Here is a 24444-nt window from a genome sequence, read left to right on the forward strand (position 1 = left end):
ACGCCAATGGCCACGTTACTTGATGGAAAACGGGTCTGGGCAGAAAAGAATCTGAACCAGATTTAATCTGACAGACACCTGTATAAATAACCGGTAACTGTCAGATCAGGTCTGAGCTAGTACATTTTAGTTAAGGGAGCGACTACATGCCCTATTTTCGGAACGCCGATTTATGTCGGCCTCTCATTCGCTCTGACCTGACAGGAGGGGACTTACAGACAACACCCCACGCCGGTGCGTTACCCTTAACCTGGACGCTGGAACCCATAGTTAATCATTCTTTGCAGGCGACGTTAGCCGGGGTGAATAACGTCGCGGCAAATTTTTATAATCAACCCTTTTTTTCATCTGATGAACTGTCATGCCTGCCCGAAACTGAAAGTTCAATGACAGAAAGACAGGTATGGCGTGACAGGGATAATTATCGTCTCTTATATGCGCAACAGCAGATCCTTGCCAGGCTCTCGCTGGAAAACCAGCGGTTGGCAACGCGACTCATCGAAAATAATCATTTCCAGCCAGAACTGACATGTGGGCTGGCATTTCTCGCTGCCTGGCGACACTGCCAGCCCGAACTTCTGGAGCAATCAACGAAACAATATTTACTGGCGTACACTTCTGATAACGTAAAAAAAATGACGTTGAAAATAGGGAATGTATGGTTATGCCTTTTGTCAGAGAAAATGGCAGATAAAACGACCTCAGCATTGCTAAAGCAAGTAGTAGAAATTGGTGAGCGTATCCGGAATGTAGTGAAGTTTGCTCATTTTCAGGGTGTTAAGGAAGATCCAAAGCTTGTACTGGAATATCGCTGTTATTATTCCGAATATCAAAAAAAGCGGTTTCAGCTTGAGGCTGAAACGATACCGCCTCCGCAACATTGCCTTTCATGGGATATGAAAGGGAAAATAAAATACGATGCAAAATCCATTGAAAGAATCGGAAATTTTCTTTTAGCAGCATATTCCTGTCCATTTACCAGATTAGAATTAAAGTAGGGAGTTAATAATATGCAGGTGCGCAGTGTTTCCGTTGGTGAAATGCAACCCAGTATCGAACAACAACCGTCCGCTGATCTTATGGATAGTTTACCATTAACGGGTATGACAAACAGTTCTGAAAATTTTTGCGATCTTAGCGTATTAATATCGCGTGCGGCGAGTAAAGGGGATATGGCCTTCCGTTCTGAATTTGGAAAGCAGGCTTCTGAGAAATTACTAGGCGATCTGGTAGATGTGTATAAAGCAACATTACCCGTATACGAGCAGGCACTGGCGGGCTGTCAGTTAACCGGAGAGGCTACTGCAATTTATCTTGTCGGAACGTATCTGACTAAAAATAATATGCCCGGAAGTGTGTTGGACGAATTTACTACATTAAAAGAAGCATGGCTTAGTGTTGTTAAAAAAGGAATCGATAAAAAGGTGAATTTCACCACGAAAACATACACGCCAGGAAAACATAATAAAATTATTGATGAGTATAAAAAGACACTGAACGATATAGGGGAGTTCTTAATAAAATTAGACAAAACCCAGCATATATTGTCTGAGGTAAGCAATCAAATTAAGGATGAAGTTTATGAATTATATAGAGATAAATTTAAATCACAGGGGATTAACCAAATCCCGGATGATTTTTTGCATAATAAACCGTTAAATGCTGCTAATCAGATGCGCGATATTGTCAAGAGTGGAGCGTCTAATCGCGGCTACGAATTTATGCAAACTCTGGTACATTCGAACCAAACTAAACTCGATTACCCGGTATACACCCGAAAAGCCCAGCAGAAGACTGCTACACCTGAGCAACCAGCTACACCGATTCCCCATTCATCAGGTCCAGGCACAAAAGATAATGACAATGTAGTTGTTAAGGTTAACGGTCAGCCTGTCTCAAAACTTCCCGGTAATATTGAAATCACTGTGAGTCCGCATATAGAAAATCACGTTATAGTTCCAGAACTGCAAAAGCTGTTAAGCGATTGTCTGCGAAGTATTCAGGGACAAAACAGGCCAGTCGGGGGGGCGGGTTATTTCTCAGCGGCTAATGTCGCAACAACCACGCCGTCCGGGCAATATTTTTCAGAGAGTGCCACTAATAATCAACCTGAGCCGTTTAACGGCAAGAGCTCTACCGGGATCGAGATGAAGTCGGTGTCTACTCAAACGATAGACAGCACAATAAATGGGCCAGAAGCCAGCCAGTTTGAAACCAGTCAGTTAAACACGCTAGCTAACCAGATAAAGGATCGCGGGTTTGATCACACAAGAAGGAGCTCGGTTAGCAGTTCGCTGAGCGGGACAGGATCCAGTCATAGTGCTGCTCCTGATGTGAATGAAATGGCCGCACTGTTTGCTAAGCATTCTGTCATAATCGATTTTGAATCGATTGTCAGACAATTTAACCAGAACATGCACACTTATACCCGGGGAAATTATACACCTGAAGAATCCTCGAACGTCTTGATAAAAGGCATTATTAGCCATCTCTACCCGGTTTCGGATAGTATCCTCCCGTCTGATACCCTGTCTGATATCCATCAGTTCAGCGAAATACGGAGGCAGCTCTGTGATATGTATGAAGAACTGGAAAACGCTGGTGAGGAGCAAAGATACGTCAGAGAGGTGGTGTTAGATATACTGGATGCGTTAAAAAACCAGCCTTGCTATGAGAATGGAATTACAAGATTTGCGCAATTGTTAACTCCCAGTAAACATCTTGACGGAGATATTATACAGCGATTGCAGGCATTGATTTCAGGTAAAGAGAATATCCCACAGCAAAATAATATAATTGCACAGCAAAAGAACACCACGCCCCAGCCGGTAATAAAATCAGACAATGATGAGCTTTCAGATGAACTTATTCGCAGCATAGCTAACCGGATGATTCGGGCTGATGGTGCTTATAATTCGGATGTCGGTGATATTTTTGTATATATACTGCCCAAGTCCAGAGTATGGCCAAAAAATATAAATATCGGCATAGTGGATGAATATAATAATATGTCAATTTTCCCACCGGAAACCGCTGGGGATAAAGATAAAAAAACCATTAAGTTACAGCACAGCGGAAATGGACAGAATCCCCATTATAACCTCTATGGACCGATGGATGAAATCATTGCTATCCCTGGTGACGGAAACTGCTTTTTCCATGCTCTTGTCGAAGGGTTAGCATTATATGGTTATAAAATTGATATGCAGACGCTACGTAACAGCGCGGCAGATGAATTTATTGAGCATCCAGAGGAATATAAAAATTGGCTAGACATAAAGAAACTCACAGAAAAACTGAATACGCACGATACCGTTGAATACGGTGCCGCAGGCAAGGTTTCGCCGCAACCCATTTTTGCGAAAAAACAGCCAGCTAATGAGTTGGCAACTTTGTCTGCATTGCATGCTAAAAGGGGAGTAGAAAAGGAAGAGAAAGAAAAAGTTACTGAAAATAACATGCAGACTATCGCTCAGCCAAATATTTCGCCGTCTAACGGGCAGGCTGAAAATAGCATGAAAACAGTTGTAGACGAATTCGTCAAAAGTAATGTCAGACTCAATTTTATTCCTGCAGCAGAATCCTGGCGTCAGGCCCACGATCTTTATGGCAAAAAAAATAAAGAAACTGCCTATGCTGATCTATTAACAACCCTTGTTAAAACCTTTAACGCGCCAACTTTTTATAATCCTTCTGTACGCCAGACCCTCAAAGAATTATATATAGCTGCGGATAGTCACAGTACGGGCCAACGGAGGGCGGAAGAAAAGGTTCTAAATTTGCTAAGTGAGTTTCATGCTCATCAAAAATACAAAGAAGTAGTTGAACGTTTTGCTGTACGGGTTATTGCGGCAAATAATTTGCCGGAAGATAAAGCTCAAGCCTTTAAGAATCTACTACCCGCCTATGCCACTGAAGGCATGACAAAAACGAAAGCGGCCACCGATCACGTGATTCTGTCTCAGCAAGGGCTGAGAATATCCAGGCATGCACTGCTGGAAAAGGCATTAAGCGATGGCAAATAGCAGCAGAGGAAAATCATAAACATGACATGTAATAGTCGACACGACTTGCAAAACTGTCTTATTGCAGCGATTGGTAAAGTAAAGTCAATACCAACCGTTAAAATAAATGCAGGAAGCGACTTGGTGTATGACCTTAATATGGACTCTCTTGAGATGCAGGAGATGATTATTATACTGGAAGAAGATTATGCAATAGTCATTCAGGAAAATGATCTGTCAGGTGTACGTACAATTCACCATTTGGTCGAACGCTGGCACCAGCGTCATGGTATTTTGTCATCTTTAGCTGCCAGGTAGTTTTAACGCCCCTCTGTCAGGAAAGCAGAGGGACCTCGTTTAGACGCATATTATTAGTTCATCATATACCTGGGAAGCCAGCTTGTTCATGCTGAGCACGCCAGCTTGTTCATGCCTGAGCACTGAGCCTCATCACAGCTTGTGTTATAGGGAGCAGGCGGTATTTATGATGGTTAAATGCCGGGATCGTAGAAAGGTTATGGACAATTTTTATTAAGAAATTTATAGCAGTCCATCATCCTGCCGATGAGAAGTGATTTTTATTGACGTGTTATTCTCTCAACTTACGCCTCTTTGCACTCATCATTATTATCAGCAGACTGGCAGTAGCGTTCGAGGGTTTCTTTAAGCTGATTGAGAGAATGGATACTGTTGATATGGCAGGCCTCATAAATATCGTGCTGGTTTAAAATTTCTTCCAGTGCATTTTTGCCAAGCGTAGTGGAGAGGGCAGATATATCGCAGCTCCAGATAACGTTAAAATGCTCAAGGGTGATGAGTGATGTCTGAATAAATCTGATTTCAACGTTTAATCCCGCTTCGGCAAAAAGGCGCTGTAAACGAGCAGTAGCAGCTCGATGCTGAGCGGGCAGTGTGAGAATAAGTTTATCGCTTTCCGGTGAAATAGTATGTAATTCACCCAGCCATTTTTCCAGTAAGCAACAAATTACCTCATCCTCAGAAAAGAAGTCCTTCAGTTGTTGCTCCAGATAACGGGTTGCTTGCGAGATAATCGTTTCCGCTAACATTTCACTCGCACTGAGATAACACATAAGGTCCTGGATACTGCACATTATCCCCTGTTCGAAGCCGCTAAGGTAGGCGCGAGAATAAATGGCATCGCTTTCATGATTGGCCTTACGCACAATATCACGAGCGCAGGCTTTAGCCTGTTCGTTCAATGAATGGTAACGTTTAGCCGTTGCAACAACCTCATGTGGGATCCGTGGAGATGGTGTTTTAACGCCGGGTATTAACGTGATTTTTTTATACATACAGCATCGCCTGTTGAACTGCAGCAAAAGCCAGTGGAAATGCCCGTTCATCGGCCTGTGTTTCGCAGTTAAAATGATTAGGGAAAATGAAACGCAGCCGAAGGAGGTAATCTGCTGCGAGTATCTGGCTGGCGGCGCTAAACAGTATCTGCGCGCCATATTCAAGTATCTGCTCCTGACTTGTTGCCTCTAATGTCATGCGGGAGGGTAAACAGAGCGGACTGGAAAAAAAGGAACGTTGACGCGGACTGAGGCGCTGTATAAAAACAGGCGACTGCATAAGGCTGGCCGCAGTGCATTTTAAACCCAGCAGCCAGGCTACTTCATGTAACTGATGCCAGTTCTTAAGCAATAGCCAGCCGGCAGAAGAAATACTCTCTGTTCGCGGGGCGAATACAGTGGAGCAGTAATGATTAATCAGCAAATAATTAATTACATTGTCAGGCAATCGATCGCGACAGTTTGCTGTTGATGTTAGCCGCAGTAGCCATGATGAATCGTAATAACTGGCCGGATTATAGAGTATGTTCATCACTATTAAAGTATTATTCACATCTGTCTTCTGTTGCTTTTTTGTATGAAAAAATGCTGTCAGTTTATCCTCTGATTAGAAATAAACTGACAGGCTGTTATAGTTAACTTAAGTCCATAATAAACTAAAGCGATTATGTTATTTACTTTCTGTAGAGGTTTTTTTATTAAAGAAACGCACCGAATAATGTTTTTTCTTTATCTGAATTAGCAGCAATCCTACCAGTAGCACCAGAATACCACCAAGCAGACAGCCGATTACGCCATATACATCCGATAAGAAGCCATTGTCCGAACGCGTGATTCTGACGGGCTCACTTTGTTCAAACATGATGACAGAAATATCTTCATAACTGATGTCAGGAACACTGTTTTTAATGAGTCTTTTTATTTTTGATGTATATTCATCTTCATTTAATTTTCCGCGAAAAATAATAAAAACGGAAGCGGAGTTAATATTATTTTCCTTTTCCAAAGGATAGCTAAGATGAACCCGGGCCGAACTTACTTGCTCAAGTTGTCTGAGCGTTTGTCCTAAGCGTTGCTCTATTGCTGAAATTAATCGCGCTTTTTCCCCCAGCGGGGTGGTGATCATCGCATCTGCAGGAAACTGTTGCGCAATTTCAATATTATCGGCTGAGGGGAGATTATAGCTAATCAATAGTTCTGTTGCTTCACTAAGAAACTCCGGATTTACCTGTACAGAGAAACTCTTTTTATCTGATTTTTTTATAGCATCAATATTATGTTTTTCCAGCATGGCGATGATTTCATTCGCCTGACGCTCAGATAGCTGACTAATAAGTTCATTATTACAACCTGACAGTAAAAAAACCATCATCACCAGTAATAAGACGGAGCCAAGTTTTCTGATCATGTTTTTATTAATGTTTCAATAGCAGAGACGCCTTTGCGTACCAGGGTACTGCACAGGTTGGTCTCCAGTGTATAAACAGCCAGTTTTTTTTGCCACTCTACCAGTTGTGCAGGATCAGACGCCACGCCAGGGTCGTTGAGCGCAGCATAAATTTGATCGCGCATCTGCTGACTTTCAACGGCTTTGCTGGCAATAGCATTACCGAGACGTTCGTCCAGCGAAACCAGAGGAGATTCAGTAGAAAGCTCTCGCAAGCTGCCTGAACGGTTAACTGCATTAACCGCCTGAATAAGCGGTATTGTACCATTACTCATATTACCCCCCGATTAAACGTATTATTTGAAATTAGCAACAATTGACTGATCAATATCACGGAACGCTTTTACTACGTTGGATTGCGCATTGCGATACATCGTATAAGAAGCAAGTGCAGCCTGATAGTTGGCCAGTAATTCAGGTTTAGTGGGGTTCTCTTGTAATTCTTGAAGTGCCCTTGCCATTTTCTCATTCAATGTCTCCACTCCCTTGTTAAAAGAACCTGAGAGTTGTTCCAGATAGCGGTCATCACCTATATCCGCTGGTGATAAAATTTCATCACGACTGAGATTCATAGTGTATTCCTTTGATTAGCGTTTATGGTTATATCTGAATATAACCAGTGATTTCCGGGGGTAAGAATATATCCATTCTGCCCAGTTTTGAGCGATTGATCGCGCAGAGGATCTTCATTCAATACCATGATGAATTTAATGTATTCATCTCCATATTGTTGATAAAATTCATTTATCTGACGCCGAAATGCCAGCATATGACTGTCATCAATGTCGCCGCGAATAATGTAATTAATGTACTGGCCGCCATTGTCACGCTGGCTAATTAAGCCAGACGATGTAATGATCTCTTCAGCTTTTGTTTGTAATTCTTTATCTGATTTTCTACGGATATTTATGCTGTTAGCCCAGCCAGCTTCTTGATGCAATATTGTATTAAGAATATTATTGCTGGATTGATTATCAGGCCAGCGCTCACGGCTGATCGTAATCGTTATATTCGCATCATCAGTTAGCTGGACGTTAAAAAATGGCACGCTTTTTTGCCGTAATGCAGACTTAATATTCTCAACTATCTTATCTGTGTAAACAATCTCCACCTTTTCATCAAGCAGGTGCTGTTTACGTAGCGCATTATATACCCAGCTTTTCTTCTGAGCGTTATCAACGATAATGTAATAACGGTTATTTGACATTTTAACAATCGTAGGTGCCACTTCCTTCAGTACTTCATACAGTGATGTTGTACGATCACGGTGACTGACGGAATAACCAATAGATGCACCTATTATTGCCAGTACAACTATTGCTGCTATAGCAACTAACATCCAGCGCTTGCACCCCGAAAGCAGCGATGAACGTTTAGTTTCGTTTCCTTCCATATTCTGTTGTTCGGCAGCAATATTATTGGATGCGTAATTAAGTACCCTGTCGCTCCAGGTGGTTGAGACGTTTTTAATCGCCAGCGTCATACAACCAATAGTAACCGGCTCATTAAAGGCAACGGGAATGTCTTCACTTTCACATGCACCGCTATTTTCTGTTGTTATCGTTGCCAGCCGTTGTGCAAGGATCGAGCTGTTATTCTCACTTAATGGATTTTCTTCGATAAATTCCAGAGCGTCGCCACCAGTCCGGGTTGAGCTGTTAGAAAAACGCAAGATAAAACGTTCTTCCATATTGCGTGGTGCGGGAATAAAAATACTGTTGTCTGCATGCAAATACGCATCAGTAAAGTTATTTTTCTGTGACTGTGTAGGAAATTTATCCGTATCAGCAAAACAGATATAGAGCAACTCTGCTTCCGGTAACGTCAGATCAACTCCATACATAGGCCCGGAGAGAATCCTTAAGGTGTATCTTTCAGCAGCAATATACATATAAGGTAAAAATAAAAGTTATCTGTCTGATATGAATGAACCGCAATGGTAAATAAGGTGTATCTGAGAAAATATAAAATTTCATTTATTTAGTAACGCAAAGGAAATAAACATTTATTTATAGGTCTGTAAGTTAACCTGTCTTTATGATGGAGCATATTAGGTGAAGGATTAATGAAATGATTCCGGTTGGCAAAATGATTAGCAAGAAAGTGGGGAAGTCAATCCCTACGGCTATTTTATTGCTTATGGTTTTTATGCAATATGGATGTGTTAACCATCATAATGTTGAGAATAAGGAAGCATCCTATACGCTTGCAGAATATCAGGACATGCGTGGTTTAAAAAGAAGAATGGTACTTTGTGCTACGCAATATATGTTGATGCAGCAGCAAAGTGAAATGACATTAGGTTACAGGATTTATGATCAACGCATTCGTTATGAAACGACTGATAATGGGTTAAGTGATTATATGCTCGCTTGTTCCGGCATCATCACTTTTCTACCGCAGAATGATAGCGGAGTAATTGAAATAGCAGGCAGATAAGTTCATTCAGGAGTAGCGATATGTCTGAAGAAAACAATGAATGGACAGCGTGCGATAATGAGGTTGTGTCTTTAACACCTGACACATGTTGCTTGCTGGATTACCAGGGAAAGCGGGAATATCCGCCAGATACTCATATCATCGTAATGAACATCTGGCATTGTGCACAAACAGAACAGTCGATAGATATACTTTATACCACGCACAATAGTCATTTTTGTTTGCCATCAGCAGGCCGGTATCGCATACAAACTATTTATTCTTTAAGCGAAATGCTGGCATTTTTCGATGAAAGTCGCAGCCAGTTGCCTGATCTACCCGCAAAAGCAGGAAATTACTATAATTTACTTTTAGCAGAACAGGGCACAAGATGTTGGTTTACGTTAATGTACCTCTCTCATCGCTCTAATAGCGATTTTGTCAGATTTTGCGAATTTCTCCGAAAAAACGAGGCTTACTGGCTGGTGCGCTATTTATTACCGCATCGTTGCTCTCCTGAGAAAATCATTAAATTAAGTAAAGAATATGGTTTTTCTTATTCTTATTTTCGCCGCGTAGTACACCAGTTTTTTGGCATGACAGCCAAGCAGAAATTGCTGTCATGGCGTATATCTCAAACTGTGTTAGATATTATCGACGGAAAAGGAAAAATCACTGACATTGCGTTACAAAATGGTTTTTCATCTTCATCCCATGCTTCTACAACCATAAAAAAACAGCTGGGGTTAAAACCGCTGGCTATAAGAAACATCAGAAATTCTATTCGATGATAACATGAGATTAGATAATGAATGATAATGCTGATGATTTTTTTGATTATAACGTTTTCAGTTTTTACGATGATGTTTTTATTGAGAAATATGCGTTGCTTTCAGCTATGTGGACAAAATTAGCGCATATAGGGCAATGTAAAATCCATATTTCACAAGGTGAAGTTTTTTTTAGAGTATTTAGTGATGAAAAAGGGCGTTGCCATGCGATCCGCTCTTATATGGAATCAAACCTACATGTTTTTACATTTGAAAAATAAATCAGTTCTTTTGCTGATTATTATGTTGTTGTCTTCTGGTAAGTTGCAGGCAGAGGCAACCATCACCACATCAGGACAAACGAGTTTACCTGTTGACCGTCCCTCGTCAGCAGTAGAACCTGTCACCAATGGGTTTATCGCCAGGAATAAAAGCGTTGAATATGTATTTAAAGCGCTGTCTGCTGAGATGAAAAAACCTGTTGTTGTCAGCACAAAAGCGAAAAAATACAGCGTAACAGGCAATTTTAATCTGAATCACCCTGCTGAAGTTCTTAGCAGAATAGCTAATGACCTCGGTTTAATATGGTATTACGATGGATCGATTTATTATGTTTATGAAGCAGCTGAAGTAAAAACAGCGATCGTTCACTTTCCTCGCTATAGCTACAATGATTTGATGCTTTTTCTGAAAGAAAATCATCTTTACGATAGCCGTTATCCGGTCAAAATGAATTATCCAGCCAGTACTCTGTACGTGTCTGGACCGCCTAAATATGTTGATATTATCAGTGCTATTGCCAATTTCATGGGTGAAACGCCACATGATGAGCTGAGTAAACAGGTCATTGAAACGATTAAATTACGTCATGCGTTTGTTGATGATCGCGTTTACGACTACCGCGACCGTCAGATAACCGTTAAAGGCATTGCCTCAACCATTAGCGAACTGCTAAATGACAGCACCCTTGCCAGTCGCTCACAGTCGGTTTCAGTTATCAAAGGTGATACGGAAGATAGTAAAAAAAATATTACTGAAACGGGTAGCGTAAGCCACTCAGCATTGGTAAGTACTGGCAGCGCTGATAAAGAGAGTATCAAAATTTTACCTTTTACCACGCGTAACAGTCTGGTGATTAAAGGCACGCGTGCTCAGGTCAATATGATAAAAGATCTGATTGCCAGCCTTGATATACCACGTAAGCAAATCGAACTGTCGTTGTGGATTATTGACATCAATAAATCTGATATCGACGAACTGGGCGTTGACTGGAAAGGGCAGATAGAACTTGGCAGCAATGCGCTGGGCTTGCTGAATACCGGCAGTATTCTTAGCGGACCACAGCAAACCTGGTTTCTGGCCACCATTATGGCGCTGAGTAAGCAGCAAAAAGCAAACGTTGTCTCGCGTCCGGTTCTGTTGGTGCAAGAAAATATGCCTGCGCTGTTTGATAACGCCCGAAGTTTTTATGTCAAGCTGACCGGGGAGCGTGAAGTCGCGTTACAGACCGTAAGTTACGGTACAACTATTAATGTCACTCCGATGATTTCAGATGACAATCGAATTGTCGAAATGAGTCTGAATATTATGGATGGCAGCACATTAAATGATGGCAAAGGTAATGTCGAACAGGTTGATAATTTACCCGTAGTCGGCAATACCACCATAAGTACTGTTGCGCGCGTTAATGAAGGGCAGAGTTTGCTGATTGGGGGTTATACCCGTGATCAGCTTCAGGTCGGTAATAGCAAAATACCTTTCCTGGGAGATATACCTGTGCTTGGCTACCTGTTTAAAGGAAAAAGCAGCGGCGTTCATAAGTCAGTGCGACTTTTTTTGATTCAGCCTCGCGTATTAACTGATAATAATCAGTCAGATACGTCTACAGATGGTTATATCAATGAAGGGTGGGATGCGGTAAAGCATTACGCTGAAACAAATAGCCGCATTAATCGTGATGCGTTAATTAACCGCTAATGGGGACGATATGAAACCGGACATTACTATTCGTCAATCGTTACCGGTTAATAACGATCTTATTGAGAATCTGCAAGCCATGCAGGATAAGGCAGAGGTGAAGATCACTTATTCCACCGCCTCGTCCGTTGCTATGTCGATGGCAGATGATATGGCGGCTCTGCTTAGCGCCTTTTTGCAAAATCGTGTTCCGGGGAAAAAAGATTCCGAGCTTCCTCCATCGGTTAATAAAGCTTGTGAAGCGATCCTGGCGCCTGAGCGACAGTCTGCGATAAGTAAAATTCGTGCTTTTGCTCTTTCAGCGGGAATGAATAGCAGAACTTTCCTGGCATTCCTTAAGCAGCAGTTTCCCGATGCGATGCAGATTGCTCTGCTGCTACAGGCAATGATTCGGCAAAAGAGGCTGAAAAATCATGATGAAGATGAGATGCCTGATGTACCGCTATCATTGCTTGAAGATACGCTCAAACTTCTGCTGCAGGGGCCTGAAAAAAAAGGATTACGTGCAGGACTCAACACGGAAGTACAAACGCGTCAATATTCTTCGTTGCTGCAACAGGACGAGAAAAAGCTGCGTAAAATGTATTATGAATTTATATCCCTGAACCAGACGCCGATTATTATTTATCAGGAAATGTATAACACCTTTGGTGCGGATAAAATTAAATTGGGACTTGAGTATTTTACGTTAGCATTACATTCCGATATTAACAGCCATGATCCTTCCTGTTCGAAGGATGAGTTTGGACGCCTGCTTGAAGCTAATTATCGATTAAGTATTCTCAAATCAGCCAGTGAAACATTCATTAACCGGATGAGATATTGTGAATTTTTGAGCCACTTGGGGAATGGCTACAAGAAAATACTGAGTGAGTTATTTATTAATCTGGTTTATGAGCCAGAAAAGATTGCGCAACATACGCAGGAGTTTATAAAAAAATATCTCAGGTTTCAGATTAATGCTGACAAGGTGGCTTTTATTCAGCTCCTCAAGTCAATTATTTCTCACTTTCCTTCCCAGGTGTTTGCTGATGAATTAACAGAAGGTGAGAGATTAAAAAATGACCTTGATCGGTGTTTGCTGGACATGCTGGATCAATTGATTCGTATTAGTGAAGGCTGGAAAGATTATGATTAAGGATAATATTAAAGAATATTTTTCTGACCAGCTCGAAGCGCTCGCTGATGGCGGAGAAATTATTATTGAACAGGAGGGAATTTGTACACGTGTGGTAAAGATGGCTGATTATACCGTCTCACTGACCAGGCTAGATATTTATCCCTCGCGTCTGGCCAGCCTTTTGTACGCCTTGCAGGATAGTATTCAGGATGATGAGCATTTCATTCTTAACGCTAATGAAATTATGTATGTGCTTTATCTTGAAGAAGTATGCCTGGATAACCTAACCACCAGAATTAAAAGTATATATAAATATTGTGCAGCACACTAATTCAGGAAAAACTATTATGCTACAGCGCATCTCTCAGCGCCCTGAACTTTTTATCGTCGTACTGATGGTAACAATTCTTGCTATGTTGATTATTCCTTTACCAACATGGCTGATTGATTTTCTTCTGGCAGTCAATATTATTTTTTCAGTGCTTATATTTATCGGAACCTTTTATATCCAGAAGATTCTTGATTTTTCATCGCTCCCATCCTTATTATTGATCACTACGCTTTTCCGACTGGCTTTATCAATCAGCACCAGCAGAATGATTCTGATACAAGCGGATGCGGGACATATTATCACCACCTTTGGTAATTTTGTTATTTCTGGCGACATTATTATCGGCTTGATTATTTTTGCAATCATTACGCTTTTTCAGTTCATTGTTATCACTAAAGGTTCTGAGCGGGTAGCGGAAGTTTGCGCACGATTCTCACTGGATGCTATGCCGGGCAAACAGATGAGTATTGATGCCGACCTGAAAGCGGGCTCGCTTGATGCTGAGACAGCGAAAAAAAATCGCTTATCACTTGAAAAAGAGAGTCAGCTATACGGTGCGCTTGATGGGACAATGAAGTTTATTAAAGGAGATGCAATTGCCAGTATTGTCATTATCTTTGTTAACTTTATTGGAGGAATATCAATCGGCATGGGCCGTCATAATATGGACTTTTCCCATGCCACCGAAGTTTATACCATCCTTACTATCGGCGATGCTCTGGTGGCGCAGATACCAGCCTTGTTGATCTCTATTGGTACAGGTTTTGTTGTTACCCGAGTAAGTGAAGACGGAAAAAATTTGGGTGAAAATATTATTGAACAAATTTTTCGTCGTGATTTTGTTTTGCTGGTAACGGCACTGATCTCTTTGCTTATTGGACTATTACCGGGTTTCCCTACCGTTGTTTTTGCCGGGATCTCACTGCTGATTTTTGCGCTATGTTTTTCGCGCAGACTGAAAGCAGACAAAGCAGAAAAGGCGACTGGGGATGAAGACAGTAAGGAATATGGTGGTTTTTATCAGCAAAGTGAAACTGATGAAGCCAGCCTGCATGATGTCATTCCTGAAACCATTCCATTAATGCTGCTGGTTCCACAACAGAGCGAAGCCGGGCCAGCGCTGAAAAATTTATCTTTACGACTAAAAAAAGATTTCTTCATTAATTTTGGTATTCATCTTCCTGAAATTCGTATTCTGACCAAACCAAATATGTCTCCGGATACCGCGTTGCTTCTGATTAACGAAGTCGCTGCTGGCGAGCTTCCTGTTGTATTTGATCACTGTAAAGTCTTGTACTGGAATGAAGCATTGTCCCTCTGTGATATTAATATTAAAGTGCTTAATGAAGGGAATAAATCTTTTCAATGGATTTCTAAACGGGACAGTGAGCAAGTAAACCTGCCAAATGTCATCTTGCGTGACTGGGAGCACGAACTCAGTCTGTCATTCCAGTCAGCAGTTGCCTTTAATATCGCTGAGTTTTTTGGCATCCAGGAAATGAAGCATATCCTGGATAAAATGGAAGCTAATTACCCTGAATTATTAAAAGAAGTTTACCGTCATATGACGGTTCAAAGGATCACGGAAGTATTGCACAGGCTGATTAAAGAAAAAATTTCCGTGCGCAATATGAAGGTGGTTATGGAGGCCCTTGCTTTTTGGGGCGGTAAAGAGCGCGATACCATTATGCTGGTTGAACATGTTCGTGCTGCTATGGCGCGCTATATTTCTGATAAATTCGCGGTGAATAATAAAATATCAGCCTTTGTTTTGTCACCAGAAGTTGAGAAGCGTATTCGTAGAGGAATCCGTAACACCTCAACCGGTAGCTTCATCAACCTTGAACCGGAAGACAGTGAATTTATCCATCAGGCATTCCAGGAAAATCTGGCTTCGAGTTTGTGGTCACTGAAAGATATTGTCTTGCTGACAGCCGTAGATATTCGGCGTTATACCAAACGACTTATCGAAAATGACTTTACAGAACTTGAAGTGCTTTCCTTCGGAGAAATTTCTAATACTGTAAAAGTTAACGTTATACATACCGTATAAACAAGATGGTGAAAATCAATGAACATTGAGCTGGTGCCACTTTTAAAAGAAGCTTTAGACATTCTTGCCTGTGATTCCTCTATCATTGGAAATATAGATCACCACTCAACCATCGAGTTGGGGTTAGAAGGCTTTCCTAATCTGCTCATAACGCAGCTTGATGACGACGTCGTACTATGGAGCAAATTAGTCGATTATCATCAACAAAAGTTACTGGCTGGTGCAGAGCAGCTTATTGAGCCATTAACCAGAATTTATGAATGGACTAAATATGGTCAGATCCAGCTAATAGAGAACGACCATCTCTTTGAACTCAGGGCACCGTTACATGAGCGGGTGCTACAGGATAGCCAGGAATTCGCCGTTGCGCTGGTCGATTTTTTCCGCTTGCTGCAGCTTTTTTATCAGACTTTACAATGATGAATGTACTCAGTTTAACGGACTTTTTCCGAAACAGTGCCAAAATTACTGGCGTGAAAGGATCGATTATTACAGCACCGCTCAGACACTCTTTTATTGGCGAGCAGTGCCATCTTTACCCCTGTTTACAGGGAAGTGAGGTGATTGCCAGCGCAGAAACCATCGCCTTTGATCATCGCGGTGCAGTGCTTTGTCTGCTCGGCGAAACGAGTGGCATTTCAACTTCTGACATTGTTGTCCCACAAGGGAGCACCTTCTCTGTGGCTTTATCACCGGCGTTACTGGGTACGGTCATAAACGCACAGGGAGAGGTGCGGCAATATATTAGTAAAGACAGACCGGTGGAGAAGATGACTGGCTCGCAGTCATGGTCTATCAATCGAACGCCCCCGGATATTGATCAGCGGGCACCGGTGCGAGACATCTTTGTCACCGGTATCCGGGCTATTGATGGACTGCTGAGTTGTGGGATAGGGCAACGCACAGGAATATTCGCAGCGGCTGGCGCAGGTAAAACAACGCTGATGAGTATGATACTGAAGTATTCTCAGGCCGATGTGTATGTCATCGGCCTGGTCGGCGAAAGGGGCCGGGAAGTCACGGAATTTTTGCTAACCGGTATTCCGCAGGAGAAACGTGACAAAACGATTGTGGTGTATTCCACTTCAGACAGTCCGGCTGTTGAACGACGCAATGCTGCGTTGCTGGCGACGACCATTGCGGAATACTTTCGTGATGCTGGTCACCATGTAGTGTTAATGATCGATTCAATGACACGTTATGCCCGCGCGTTGCGTGATGTGGCACTTTCTGCCGGGGAAGTTCCGGCCAGAAGAGGCTTCCCCGCGTCGGTATTCGATGATCTACCGCGCATTCTTGAAAGAAGCGGAAATACCCAACACGGCTGCATTACGGCGTTTTATACCGTGCTGCTGGAAGAGGAAGATGATGTTGATCCAATTGGCGATGAAATACGCTCGATTATCGATGGACATATCTGCCTTTCACGAAAGTTGGCTGACAAGGGGCATTATCCGGCGATTGATGTGTTGCGAAGCGTCAGTCGTCTGGCAACAGCGGTGGCAGATAGCGAAACGCTGCGGGCGGCAGCCAGTGTCAGGGAGGCATTGGCTCGTCTGGAAGAACTACAGCTCATGATTGAACTGGGTGAGTATCAGGCTGGAGAAAACGCTGCTACTGATGTAGTGATTGGTAAAAAAGAGAAGATAATGGCTTTTTTACGCCAGTCAGAACAGTACGGTTCATCTTTGCATGAAACAAAGGATATGCTCCGTGCCATACAATAAAATTCATAATTTATATCATCTTTACCATGACCAGGTGCAGTTAAAGAAAAATGCCTGTGACCAAAAAATAAATCAGCTGAAAAGTGAGATCGCTGAATATAAAGAGCGGCAATCCACTTTGTCCCTGTCAATATCCAGTCAATGGCAAAAGGTAGCCGGTCAGTCCTTATCGCGAGAAGCTATTTTCGTGATGAAAAGAAAAGAGTCTTTATTAATGGCGCGCTATAACCGTATCGAATTGATACTTGAGGAGTTAACTGAAGCGATAAAGTCTGTTGAAGACCAGAGGCAACAACTTAATTATCAGAAAATCAGTTATGCGAAGAAAAAAGAAAAATGGGCACTGCTGAATAAGCGTGTGAGGAAAATCCGGAAGAGTAAGAATATCAACCGGGAAGAACAGCAAGCTAATGAGAACATAATATGCAAAGTGGAATTATTCTCGCAGCGTTCAAAAGCCCAGCCTTAAACGTTAATGATAATACCGGGAATGAAAAATTATCGCTTGATCAGCGAATGAAGCTGGCAGAAAAAGAGCAACACGAAAAGTGGAACCGCACTGATATCGCGATTTCACCCCACTTATTATCGTCGCAGGATGCTCCGCAGCTCCAGCTAACATTACATTCTGGACGCATAAATACAGCCTGCAGTGAGCAGCCCAAAAACAACTGCTTAGCGACTCCAGCGTCTGGTAGCGAAAAAAATATAGCAGCATCCCATCGGCAGGCCCAGAGCTTGCCTTCTCAGCAGCGGCAAATGGCCAAAGACGCAATAGCCAAAAGCGCAGTAACCGGGCAGCGCCTGGCACCAGCGGGATCCCGAGAAAATATCGACAGAATATCACTATCTAGTGTCGGCAAAAGCACAGTTTCCCGCGAAATAAAAGTAGGAGAAGGGCATCCGATGAGCTGTGGGAAACAGACTTTAACTCCTGCTGGTACCGGTAATTACGCTGATATGTCCGATAAAAAGAGAGTTGTCGAAGCGGATCTGCACGAAACTACGCGAACCAAGGCAAAGGAAAAGCAGGAAGAGAAAGCGGTTTATCACGCTATGCGCCCTGCCGCTCCGGAATGGCACAGTACCGATTCAGCGGAAGAAACCCTTTCTGAAATGCAAAAGCCATCAGAAACGGTTAAAGCAATCAGAGACGCTTACCTTCAAATCAGGTCAACTGCCGACCAGGGCACCGAGATTTTATGGCGATTTAATATAAAGAACAGCAACGCCGATCACTCTGCCCGGGTGGTGATTACGCATGGAAATTACGGTAACAATGCGGTTTATGCCATTACGCCTTCTAACAGGCAGGTTCAGCGCATGCTGGAACAGCACAAATCACAGAAAGAGGTTGTTATCACGCCTGCAGATAAGCGGCTATGTCAGGAACGAAGCCGCGATGATTATTTCGATGAAACAGAGGACAGGTAATGCAATCATTGCAGCTGCCAGTTAGAAACGCCAGAAAACAGGCGATTATTCAGTATGGTGGCCTGACTGATACGCCGGTCATTTTTAAGCAGCCAGATCCAACACAGCGTTATATTCGACTGACCGCTACGGTTGATGAACGTGTCGTGACGTTTTATTGCACTAAGATGGCGTTATTTGACGCCAGCCAGCTTTCTGCCGCTATTTTTCCGCGCGATCTTGTCGATGAAGGGCTGTTGGCAGAACTTGCTGTTGGTTATTTTACGTTGCATAACCATGCCGGACCTTTCTTTACTGCGGCACTGAAGCATATTCAGTGCACGGCAATTGTTACGGGGAAAGAAATAGAGGGCGAACTGGTGAGCTTTGCTGAAGGGCTACATCTGGCATGGTTTCATATATCAGCCCTCGCTTTACCCGCTTACCGCAAAACCGCCGCACCAGTGAACTGGCAGGCATTGAGACTAAAGCTGGATTTACAGTTGGGTTACACCATGCTGCCAGCAGATGAATTATCACAATTAAAACCTGGCGACATCGTATTGATGCAAAACAGCCGGGGAGTCGCCCGAATTGGCCAGAATGAAATTTGTACACTCAGATTAGAAGAGGAAGGTATGTATATCGAACAGTCAGAGGATAATACTAACCAAAGCGATGAGCAGAGCGAAGAGCTGTTTTTGACGGCTGGTTTTACTCTGGACGGGGTGCAGGTAAAAGTCGATTTTATGGTGGGCGAAGAGATAATGACGTTGCAGCAATTACAGCAGTTAACCGCTGGCGACGTTTTATCACTGCGAAAAGATCATCAGGGAACGAGACAGGTTTACCTGAAAGTGCAAAATCAACGCGTTGCTGAAGGCGAACTGGTGCTACTGGACGGGCAGCTGGCGGTCGAAATTACGCAAGTACAAGGCGCGCCAGCGAGCGAATAATTTCAAATGTGGCAGATGAATGATATTTCCCTGATAGGAATATTGGGGCTTGCAACGTTATTGCCATTTATTATTGCGGGTGGAACCTGCTTTATTAAATTCTCAATCGTTTTTTCGCTTATTCGGAACGCTATCGGTTTACAACAGGTGCCCTCAACGATGACGCTTAACGGAATAGCGTTATTACTGACGGCTTTTATTATGATGCCGGTTGCGAATAAGGGATATGACTATTATCGCGAGGAAGGTGTCAGGTTTGATAGCGTGGAGTCGGTTGAAAGTTTCATTAACAATGGGCTAGTGGACTATAAAAAATATCTTTATCAGTTCTCAGATAAAGAATTGCTGTCATTTTTCAATAATATTTACAATCAACGCAGTGACAGTAAAAACAATGATCTTATCGAACAGGAAATACAGTCTGTTGAAAACACATCCATTTTCTCTTTACTGGTAAGTTATGCACTCAGTGAAATAAAAAGCGCTTTCATACTGGGTTTTTATATCTATCTGCCTTTTATCGTTATCGACCTGTTGGTTTCTAATATTCTGCTGGCATTGGGAATGATGATGATGAGCCCGGTAACTATTTCCTTACCAATTAAATTGATACTGTTTGTGGCGATTGATGGCTGGACAAAAGTCGCCACTGGCATAGTGATGCAATACTCATCTTTGTGGAATACGGCAGGGTAATAACATGGAAAATATTTTTTACCTCGGGAACAAAGCATTGTATTTGATACTTCAGCTTTCAGCCGTACCGGTTATGGTTGCCACTGTTGTCGGCTTAGTTATAGCGCTTATTCAGGGCGTAACGCATATTCAGGAGCAAACATTACCATTTGGTATTAAATTACTGGCTGTTTGCAGCTGCCTGTTTTTCACTTCTTCCTGGTTTATCTCGACTTTGAAGGGCTTTTCGCTAGAGGTTCTGAATATGGCGTTCAGAACACCCTGACAGGATTTGACCGATGGGTATTTATAGCGAATTTAATCATAGCATTCTGTTGATTATTATTGGTCTGGCCAGAATATTACCTGCTTTCGTGTTTCTCCCGTGGTTTAACAGTCAGTTAATGGGAGGAATGATTGTCAAAAATGTTATCGTCTGCTTGATTGTACTGGGTCTCTACCCGTTGCTTAATCAGCAATTTGTTGATTTAACGTCACAGCCGGTCATTCCTGTCATCCTTAAAGAACTGGTTATTGGATTGCTTTGTGGCTGCTGCCTTGCCTTGCCATTCTGGACCGCTCTGGCTATTGGTGAAATTATTGATAACCAACGAGGCGCAACCATCAGTAGCACGATGAATCCAGGCGTTGGGGTCGAAACCTCAGTAATGGCTAATTTTATGAATATTTTTTACAGCGCCATTTTTATGCTCAGCGGTGGCATGATCGATTTAGTTAAATTTCTGTACCAGAGCTATATTCTGTATCCGCTTAATATTCCCTTAACCACCAATAAAGAGACGCTTATCAAACTGTCATCGCTGATCGGTGAAATGCTGTTAAAAGCGGTTATTCTCGTAGGTCCGGTATTACTGGCTTTATTTTTGGTTGAGACGGCAACCGGTATATTATCAAGGTTTGCGCCACAGCTTAATGCTTTTTCTGTTGCACTGAGTATAAAAAGTTTTATCGCTTTTACGGTATTACTTATCTATCTTACCCAGATTATGGCACCTCAGCTGGCAGGGCAAGATATTCTATTTTTGCTGCCCGATAGAGCCCGACCATAATGCAGCAAAAAACAGAGAAACCCACGACAAAGAAAAAGAAAGATTCTGCCAAAAAAGGGCAGATATTCTTCAGCCGTGAACTGGTTAACTGGATTATCCTTATCGGCGTCTCTGGCTTTGTTTTTTTGACTATAGACCGCACCGATCTGATGTTTAGCTTTGATTTTTTTAATGCAGATGGGTTTTCCATGCCACTAGGCGATTATATTCGGCTAATATGCTTGAGTTTTTTTAAGCTAATTGCTGGCATCATTGGCGTATCATTAGCACTTACGATTTTGCCGACATTGATTCAAACCCGGTTCCATCTGGCAACAGAGGCAATTCGCATCGATTTTAATAAACTTAATCCTGTTGCTGGTTTCAAGAAAATATTCAGCATGCGCACCTTAAAGGAAGCGATAAAAGTTATCTTATATCTGCTTGGATCGTTGTCTGGTGTGGTGATTTTTACTTATATACATAAGGCTGAAATTTTCAATCTTCCAAACTATGAGCTGGAAAAGTATATTGAAAAATGGCGGGAGCTTATCCCAGTCTTGTTTTTTTATATGTTATTACCCGTATTGTTTGTGGTCGCAATTGATGCCCTGGTTGAATTCTTCATGTATATCAAAGAGCTTATGATGAGCCAACATGAAGTCAAACAGGAACACAAGAATATGGAAGGTAATCCTGAAATAAAGCGCAACCGAAGAAGAGTTCATCAGGAATTGCTTTCGGAGCAGACGAAGGCCGATATAAAAAGCTCAAAATTTATTCTGGCAAACCCAACGCATATAGCTATTGGTATCTATTTTAATGATGAAATCTGCCATTTACCCTTTGTTTCTCTTGTTGAGCAAAATGCAAAAGCAGTGGTAGTGATTCGGTATGCTGAAAAGCATGGGGTACCTGTGATAAGAAACATTCCACTGGCACGCCGAATTTTTAAAACAGCAAAACAATACCAGTTTGTTGAGCAAGACAACATTCTGGAAATCATGCAAATCCTTACCTGGCTGGAGCAGGTTGAACAGCAATGGCAACAGCATGATGTTGACGTTGAAGAAACTGAGCAACCAGGAAACCCGGGCAGTGAGACACAAAAAGATAATAAGGATGAGCATGCTTAAATTAAGAATAAAGCATCCGTGGCAGTGCGGGTATGATAAATTTAAGCTGTTGATCTATGTAATGACAATTCTTACAGGAATGTCTGTTATTCCTGCGGCGCAGGCTAAAAAATGGTGTTTTACTGATACAAACGGTATTACTCAGGTTGCTGATAGTCCACGGCATCGTGGATATAAGAATTGCTCTGCGCAACCTGAATTACCGCAGGCCATCAGAATGCAATTACAACACTATCAGCAGGGGAATCGTATCGTTGTTCCCACCACGAGAAGGCCGAACAGCACGCTTTCCCGGTCAGTCAGGCAGCCTAACCACAAGGATCGCTGGGATAGCATTATCCATAGTTATGCGAAGAAATACCGGGTGGATCCCTTACTTGTGAAAGCAGTTATTGCGGTTGAATCTGATTTTAATCCACAGGCAAAATCACCCGTTGGCGCGATTGGTCTGATGCAAATCATGCCTGAAACGGGAAGGTGGCTGGTTAAGATAATGGGCTTGCCAGAAGAATTCTACGATTTGCACGACCCGGAAAAAAATATTAACCTGGGTGTCTATTTTATCGCCTGGCTGACTGAGCGCTATAATAATGACCTGGAGTTAATTCTGGCTGCTTATAACGCCGGGCCAGGAGGCGTTGCCCGTTATCATAATCATGTTCCTCCTTATAAAGAAACTCAGAAATATATCAGGAAAATAATTAAGCACTGGCAACACTATCAGTATAAAAGTTAGTGCTTCACTGAAAAGCAGAAGAGCCACGCAGAGGCAATTTTTGCAAGTTATGTAAAAAAGCTTATCGCATAATAAATTGATACAACATCATGACATTACACTTAAGCAATAACGCATAAAAAGGACGGGCCTATGGCTGTGGTCATCTCTTCTTCTGTTAATCCCTCGCCCCATACATCTTCTGTGCCGGAGGGTGAATTATTTAATCAACAGCAGTGCGAAACGGAATATACAAATAGAATAAAATTATTTAGCCATGACCTGTTCGATTATTTTTCCGATGTGGATGCTCTGCAACGTAGTGAAGCCGGATTGCAAATCGATGCCTCTCCCGCCCAGGATATGTTAGAGGACGCGCTGAATAATATTCAGGATATGAAAGAGGCGAAAGACAGCCTCAGCAGCTGGGAAATTTATGCTGATGTCGTAAAAAAACTGAATACATTGCAAAGTGACTATATGGATATTTACAGTGAAGTTACTGAGAAATACCAGCAGTTTATGAGTGAATTTAACCAACTAAAAACGAAAATGTCTGACTTAATCACGGCCGGCAAAGATGAAGTTACTATATCTAGGGGCTCAATTTCGGAGTTGCTGACTGATTTTAGAGATAAGTGGAAAACGAAGACCATCCTACTTAAGGTTGATAATGAGGAAGTCGCAAAATACTGGAAAGAACAACTTGGTTTAGATTACCAAAGGGAAGATCAGGGTGGGAGCTTTGTTTTTTTTGTTAATACCAGTCCGGTAGAGGACATGCTGGTCGCGTTATGGGAAAGGCCTAATACTACGGACGTTACTATTTCTGTTTCAATGGCCGCATTTAATGAATGGCAAAACACCATTAACAGCGCAAACAGTACGGTAGAAAGTGATACGCAAGTCGTCAGCCAAAAATATTCTCAGGCGAACACTCTCTTTAATAATCTGGCAAAAATCCTGTCGTCAACAATGGATGCGCTCTACCAGGCAGATAAAGAGTTTCTAAGGAATTGATAAGGGAAACGATAATGACCGCGGTTAAGCCAGCAGATTTAAATACACAGGTTACAGCATATCGTGACGGGGTCGGAGTAGTAACGCCGCTTGAACAGCGTTATGCGGAACGTGCAGCCAGTACAGATAGCGGGCCAGATGCTCTCGCTCCGGACACGTTAATAACAGAACTGATGATGCAAATAGTACGGGATGATTTTATGAACAGTATCTTCAACCCGGATGATGAAAATGAAATGTTAAAAGATAGTGAATGGTAAACATAAGCGCCATACCAGAGGAAACCCGGTATGGCGCTTTACTTCAGATGTCAAACCTGT

At 42.3% G+C, this 24444-nt stretch carries 28 protein-coding genes; 22 read left to right on the forward strand and 6 right to left on the reverse strand.

Annotated elements, in window-relative coordinates:
- Positions 1 to 146: 146 nt before the first annotated feature.
- Genes QRY16_RS14425 through QRY16_RS14435 form a run of 3 tightly spaced genes read left to right on the forward strand, consistent with a single transcriptional unit; the run spans position 147 to position 4322 of the window.
- Positions 147 to 998, forward strand: a complete 852-nt coding sequence (locus QRY16_RS14425; RefSeq protein WP_289777081.1) for a hypothetical protein — start codon at positions 147 to 149, stop codon at positions 996 to 998.
- Positions 999 to 1010: 12 nt separating this feature from the next.
- On the forward strand, positions 1011 to 4025 hold the full coding sequence (locus QRY16_RS14430; protein WP_289777082.1) for an OTU domain-containing protein: 3015 nt from the start codon (positions 1011 to 1013) through the stop codon (positions 4023 to 4025).
- Positions 4026 to 4046: 21 nt separating this feature from the next.
- Complete coding sequence (locus QRY16_RS14435) at positions 4047 to 4322, forward strand: acyl carrier protein (RefSeq protein ID WP_289777083.1); 276 nt, start codon at positions 4047 to 4049, stop codon at positions 4320 to 4322.
- 284 nt (positions 4323 to 4606) lie between these two features.
- Here the strand turns inward: QRY16_RS14435 and QRY16_RS14440 are convergent, their stop codons facing one another.
- The 6 genes from QRY16_RS14440 to QRY16_RS14465 all read right to left on the reverse strand — a co-directional run bounded on the left by QRY16_RS14440 (position 4607) and on the right by QRY16_RS14465 (position 8655).
- Complete coding sequence (locus QRY16_RS14440; protein ID WP_289777084.1) at positions 4607 to 5317, reverse strand: hypothetical protein; 711 nt, start codon at positions 5315 to 5317, stop codon at positions 4607 to 4609.
- The gene (locus QRY16_RS14445; protein WP_289777085.1) at positions 5310 to 5870 is read right to left on the reverse strand and encodes an OrgA/MxiK family T3SS sorting platform protein; all 561 of its coding nucleotides are present in this window, start codon (positions 5868 to 5870) and stop codon (positions 5310 to 5312) included. Before QRY16_RS14445 ends, QRY16_RS14440 begins: the two co-directional genes overlap by 8 nt.
- A 117-nt stretch (positions 5871 to 5987) precedes the next feature.
- On the reverse strand, positions 5988 to 6725 hold the full coding sequence (gene sctJ, locus QRY16_RS14450; RefSeq protein ID WP_289777086.1) for a type III secretion system inner membrane ring lipoprotein SctJ: 738 nt from the start codon (positions 6723 to 6725) through the stop codon (positions 5988 to 5990).
- Positions 6722 to 7039: a type III secretion system inner rod subunit SctI gene (gene sctI, locus QRY16_RS14455; protein ID WP_289777087.1), complete on the reverse strand. Its 318-nt coding sequence runs from the start codon at positions 7037 to 7039 to the stop codon at positions 6722 to 6724. Before sctI ends, sctJ begins: the two co-directional genes overlap by 4 nt.
- 21 nt (positions 7040 to 7060) lie before the next feature.
- A complete protein-coding gene (sctF, locus tag QRY16_RS14460; RefSeq protein WP_289777088.1) occupies positions 7061 to 7336 on the reverse strand; it encodes a type III secretion system needle filament subunit SctF in 276 nt (91 codons plus the stop codon).
- A complete protein-coding gene (locus QRY16_RS14465) occupies positions 7333 to 8655 on the reverse strand; it encodes a PrgH/EprH family type III secretion apparatus protein (protein WP_289777089.1) in 1323 nt (440 codons plus the stop codon). Before QRY16_RS14465 ends, sctF begins: the two co-directional genes overlap by 4 nt.
- A gap of 179 nt (positions 8656 to 8834) precedes the next feature.
- On the opposite strand from QRY16_RS14465, the gene QRY16_RS14470 reads away from it, so the two are divergent.
- From QRY16_RS14470 to QRY16_RS14560, 19 genes are all read left to right on the forward strand, one after another.
- Entirely contained in the window at positions 8835 to 9203 is a 369-nt protein-coding gene (locus QRY16_RS14470; protein WP_289777090.1) for a hypothetical protein, read from the forward strand.
- A 20-nt stretch (positions 9204 to 9223) separates the two neighbouring features.
- Positions 9224 to 9973, forward strand: coding sequence for a helix-turn-helix domain-containing protein (locus QRY16_RS14475; RefSeq protein ID WP_193404457.1), 750 nt, complete (start codon positions 9224 to 9226; stop codon positions 9971 to 9973).
- A gap of 17 nt (positions 9974 to 9990) precedes the next feature.
- Complete coding sequence (locus QRY16_RS14480; RefSeq protein ID WP_289777091.1) at positions 9991 to 10233, forward strand: hypothetical protein; 243 nt, start codon at positions 9991 to 9993, stop codon at positions 10231 to 10233.
- 22 nt (positions 10234 to 10255) lie between these two features.
- A complete protein-coding gene (sctC, locus tag QRY16_RS14485) occupies positions 10256 to 11929 on the forward strand; it encodes a type III secretion system outer membrane ring subunit SctC (protein ID WP_289777092.1) in 1674 nt (557 codons plus the stop codon).
- A 10-nt stretch (positions 11930 to 11939) separates the two neighbouring features.
- Positions 11940 to 13067, forward strand: a complete 1128-nt coding sequence (locus QRY16_RS14490) for an HrpJ domain-containing protein (protein WP_289777093.1) — start codon at positions 11940 to 11942, stop codon at positions 13065 to 13067.
- On the forward strand, positions 13060 to 13380 hold the full coding sequence (locus tag QRY16_RS14495; protein ID WP_289777094.1) for a hypothetical protein: 321 nt from the start codon (positions 13060 to 13062) through the stop codon (positions 13378 to 13380). The genes QRY16_RS14490 and QRY16_RS14495 overlap by 8 nt, the downstream gene beginning before the upstream one ends.
- Positions 13381 to 13396: 16 nt before the next feature.
- On the forward strand, positions 13397 to 15433 hold the full coding sequence (locus QRY16_RS14500) for an EscV/YscV/HrcV family type III secretion system export apparatus protein (RefSeq protein WP_289777095.1): 2037 nt from the start codon (positions 13397 to 13399) through the stop codon (positions 15431 to 15433).
- Between the two features lie 18 nt (positions 15434 to 15451).
- Positions 15452 to 15853, forward strand: coding sequence for an InvB/SpaK family type III secretion system chaperone (locus QRY16_RS14505; protein WP_193404451.1), 402 nt, complete (start codon positions 15452 to 15454; stop codon positions 15851 to 15853).
- Positions 15853 to 17160 carry a FliI/YscN family ATPase gene (locus QRY16_RS14510; RefSeq protein WP_289777124.1) on the forward strand — a complete coding sequence of 436 codons (1308 nt, stop codon included), beginning with the start codon at positions 15853 to 15855 and terminating at the stop codon, positions 17158 to 17160. Before QRY16_RS14505 ends, QRY16_RS14510 begins: the two co-directional genes overlap by 1 nt.
- On the forward strand, positions 17147 to 17629 hold the full coding sequence (locus QRY16_RS14515; protein WP_193404450.1) for a SpaM family type III secretion system protein: 483 nt from the start codon (positions 17147 to 17149) through the stop codon (positions 17627 to 17629). Before QRY16_RS14510 ends, QRY16_RS14515 begins: the two co-directional genes overlap by 14 nt.
- Positions 17584 to 18594 (forward strand): hypothetical protein, encoded by a 1011-nt coding sequence (locus tag QRY16_RS14520; protein ID WP_289777096.1) that lies wholly within the window; start codon positions 17584 to 17586, stop codon positions 18592 to 18594. The genes QRY16_RS14515 and QRY16_RS14520 overlap by 46 nt, the downstream gene beginning before the upstream one ends.
- A complete protein-coding gene (locus tag QRY16_RS14525; protein WP_193404448.1) occupies positions 18594 to 19529 on the forward strand; it encodes a FliM/FliN family flagellar motor switch protein in 936 nt (311 codons plus the stop codon). The genes QRY16_RS14520 and QRY16_RS14525 overlap by 1 nt, the downstream gene beginning before the upstream one ends.
- A 6-nt stretch (positions 19530 to 19535) precedes the next feature.
- The gene (locus QRY16_RS14530) at positions 19536 to 20225 is read left to right on the forward strand and encodes an EscR/YscR/HrcR family type III secretion system export apparatus protein (RefSeq protein ID WP_419776135.1); all 690 of its coding nucleotides are present in this window, start codon (positions 19536 to 19538) and stop codon (positions 20223 to 20225) included.
- 4 nt (positions 20226 to 20229) lie between these two features.
- Positions 20230 to 20490: a type III secretion system export apparatus subunit SctS gene (gene sctS, locus QRY16_RS14535; protein WP_193404446.1), complete on the forward strand. Its 261-nt coding sequence runs from the start codon at positions 20230 to 20232 to the stop codon at positions 20488 to 20490.
- A gap of 13 nt (positions 20491 to 20503) precedes the next feature.
- A complete protein-coding gene (sctT, locus tag QRY16_RS14540; RefSeq protein ID WP_289777097.1) occupies positions 20504 to 21274 on the forward strand; it encodes a type III secretion system export apparatus subunit SctT in 771 nt (256 codons plus the stop codon).
- Positions 21274 to 22389 (forward strand): EscU/YscU/HrcU family type III secretion system export apparatus switch protein, encoded by a 1116-nt coding sequence (locus QRY16_RS14545; RefSeq protein WP_289777098.1) that lies wholly within the window; start codon positions 21274 to 21276, stop codon positions 22387 to 22389. The genes sctT and QRY16_RS14545 overlap by 1 nt, the downstream gene beginning before the upstream one ends.
- Positions 22382 to 23125 (forward strand): lytic transglycosylase domain-containing protein, encoded by a 744-nt coding sequence (locus tag QRY16_RS14550; protein WP_289777099.1) that lies wholly within the window; start codon positions 22382 to 22384, stop codon positions 23123 to 23125. The genes QRY16_RS14545 and QRY16_RS14550 overlap by 8 nt, the downstream gene beginning before the upstream one ends.
- 132 nt (positions 23126 to 23257) lie before the next feature.
- Entirely contained in the window at positions 23258 to 24124 is an 867-nt protein-coding gene (locus tag QRY16_RS14555; RefSeq protein ID WP_289777100.1) for an IpaD/SipD/SspD family type III secretion system needle tip protein, read from the forward strand.
- Positions 24125 to 24138: 14 nt separating this feature from the next.
- The gene (locus QRY16_RS14560) at positions 24139 to 24384 is read left to right on the forward strand and encodes a hypothetical protein (protein ID WP_289777101.1); all 246 of its coding nucleotides are present in this window, start codon (positions 24139 to 24141) and stop codon (positions 24382 to 24384) included.
- Positions 24385 to 24444 lie beyond the last annotated feature (60 nt).

It is taken from the genome of Mixta mediterraneensis, assembly GCF_030283135.1.
Taxonomy (GTDB): Bacteria; Pseudomonadota; Gammaproteobacteria; order Enterobacterales; family Enterobacteriaceae; genus Pantoea; species Pantoea mediterraneensis.

Coding starts and splice junctions, on each gene's coding strand:
- QRY16_RS14425 (WP_289777081.1), top strand. CDS start 147: ATGCCCTATTTTCGGAACGCCGATTTATGTCGGCCTCTCATTCGCTCT.
- QRY16_RS14430 (WP_289777082.1), top strand. CDS start 1,011: ATGCAGGTGCGCAGTGTTTCCGTTGGTGAAATGCAACCCAGTATCGAA.
- QRY16_RS14435 (WP_289777083.1), top strand. CDS start 4,047: ATGACATGTAATAGTCGACACGACTTGCAAAACTGTCTTATTGCAGCG.
- QRY16_RS14440 (WP_289777084.1), bottom strand. CDS start 5,317: ATGTATAAAAAAATCACGTTAATACCCGGCGTTAAAACACCATCTCCA.
- sctJ (WP_289777086.1), bottom strand. CDS start 6,725: ATGATCAGAAAACTTGGCTCCGTCTTATTACTGGTGATGATGGTTTTT.
- sctI (WP_289777087.1), bottom strand. CDS start 7,039: ATGAGTAATGGTACAATACCGCTTATTCAGGCGGTTAATGCAGTTAAC.
- sctF (WP_289777088.1), bottom strand. CDS start 7,336: ATGAATCTCAGTCGTGATGAAATTTTATCACCAGCGGATATAGGTGAT.
- QRY16_RS14465 (WP_289777089.1), bottom strand. CDS start 8,655: ATGTATATTGCTGCTGAAAGATACACCTTAAGGATTCTCTCCGGGCCT.
- QRY16_RS14470 (WP_289777090.1), top strand. CDS start 8,835: ATGATTCCGGTTGGCAAAATGATTAGCAAGAAAGTGGGGAAGTCAATC.
- QRY16_RS14475 (WP_193404457.1), top strand. CDS start 9,224: ATGTCTGAAGAAAACAATGAATGGACAGCGTGCGATAATGAGGTTGTG.
- QRY16_RS14480 (WP_289777091.1), top strand. CDS start 9,991: ATGAATGATAATGCTGATGATTTTTTTGATTATAACGTTTTCAGTTTT.
- sctC (WP_289777092.1), top strand. CDS start 10,256: ATGTTGTTGTCTTCTGGTAAGTTGCAGGCAGAGGCAACCATCACCACA.
- QRY16_RS14490 (WP_289777093.1), top strand. CDS start 11,940: ATGAAACCGGACATTACTATTCGTCAATCGTTACCGGTTAATAACGAT.
- QRY16_RS14495 (WP_289777094.1), top strand. CDS start 13,060: ATGATTAAGGATAATATTAAAGAATATTTTTCTGACCAGCTCGAAGCG.
- QRY16_RS14500 (WP_289777095.1), top strand. CDS start 13,397: ATGCTACAGCGCATCTCTCAGCGCCCTGAACTTTTTATCGTCGTACTG.
- QRY16_RS14505 (WP_193404451.1), top strand. CDS start 15,452: ATGAACATTGAGCTGGTGCCACTTTTAAAAGAAGCTTTAGACATTCTT.
- QRY16_RS14510 (WP_289777124.1), top strand. CDS start 15,853: ATGAATGTACTCAGTTTAACGGACTTTTTCCGAAACAGTGCCAAAATT.
- QRY16_RS14520 (WP_289777096.1), top strand. CDS start 17,584: ATGCAAAGTGGAATTATTCTCGCAGCGTTCAAAAGCCCAGCCTTAAAC.
- QRY16_RS14525 (WP_193404448.1), top strand. CDS start 18,594: ATGCAATCATTGCAGCTGCCAGTTAGAAACGCCAGAAAACAGGCGATT.
- QRY16_RS14530 (WP_419776135.1), top strand. CDS start 19,536: ATGTGGCAGATGAATGATATTTCCCTGATAGGAATATTGGGGCTTGCA.
- sctS (WP_193404446.1), top strand. CDS start 20,230: ATGGAAAATATTTTTTACCTCGGGAACAAAGCATTGTATTTGATACTT.
- sctT (WP_289777097.1), top strand. CDS start 20,504: ATGGGTATTTATAGCGAATTTAATCATAGCATTCTGTTGATTATTATT.
- QRY16_RS14545 (WP_289777098.1), top strand. CDS start 21,274: ATGCAGCAAAAAACAGAGAAACCCACGACAAAGAAAAAGAAAGATTCT.
- QRY16_RS14550 (WP_289777099.1), top strand. CDS start 22,382: ATGCTTAAATTAAGAATAAAGCATCCGTGGCAGTGCGGGTATGATAAA.
- QRY16_RS14555 (WP_289777100.1), top strand. CDS start 23,258: ATGGCTGTGGTCATCTCTTCTTCTGTTAATCCCTCGCCCCATACATCT.
- QRY16_RS14560 (WP_289777101.1), top strand. CDS start 24,139: ATGACCGCGGTTAAGCCAGCAGATTTAAATACACAGGTTACAGCATAT.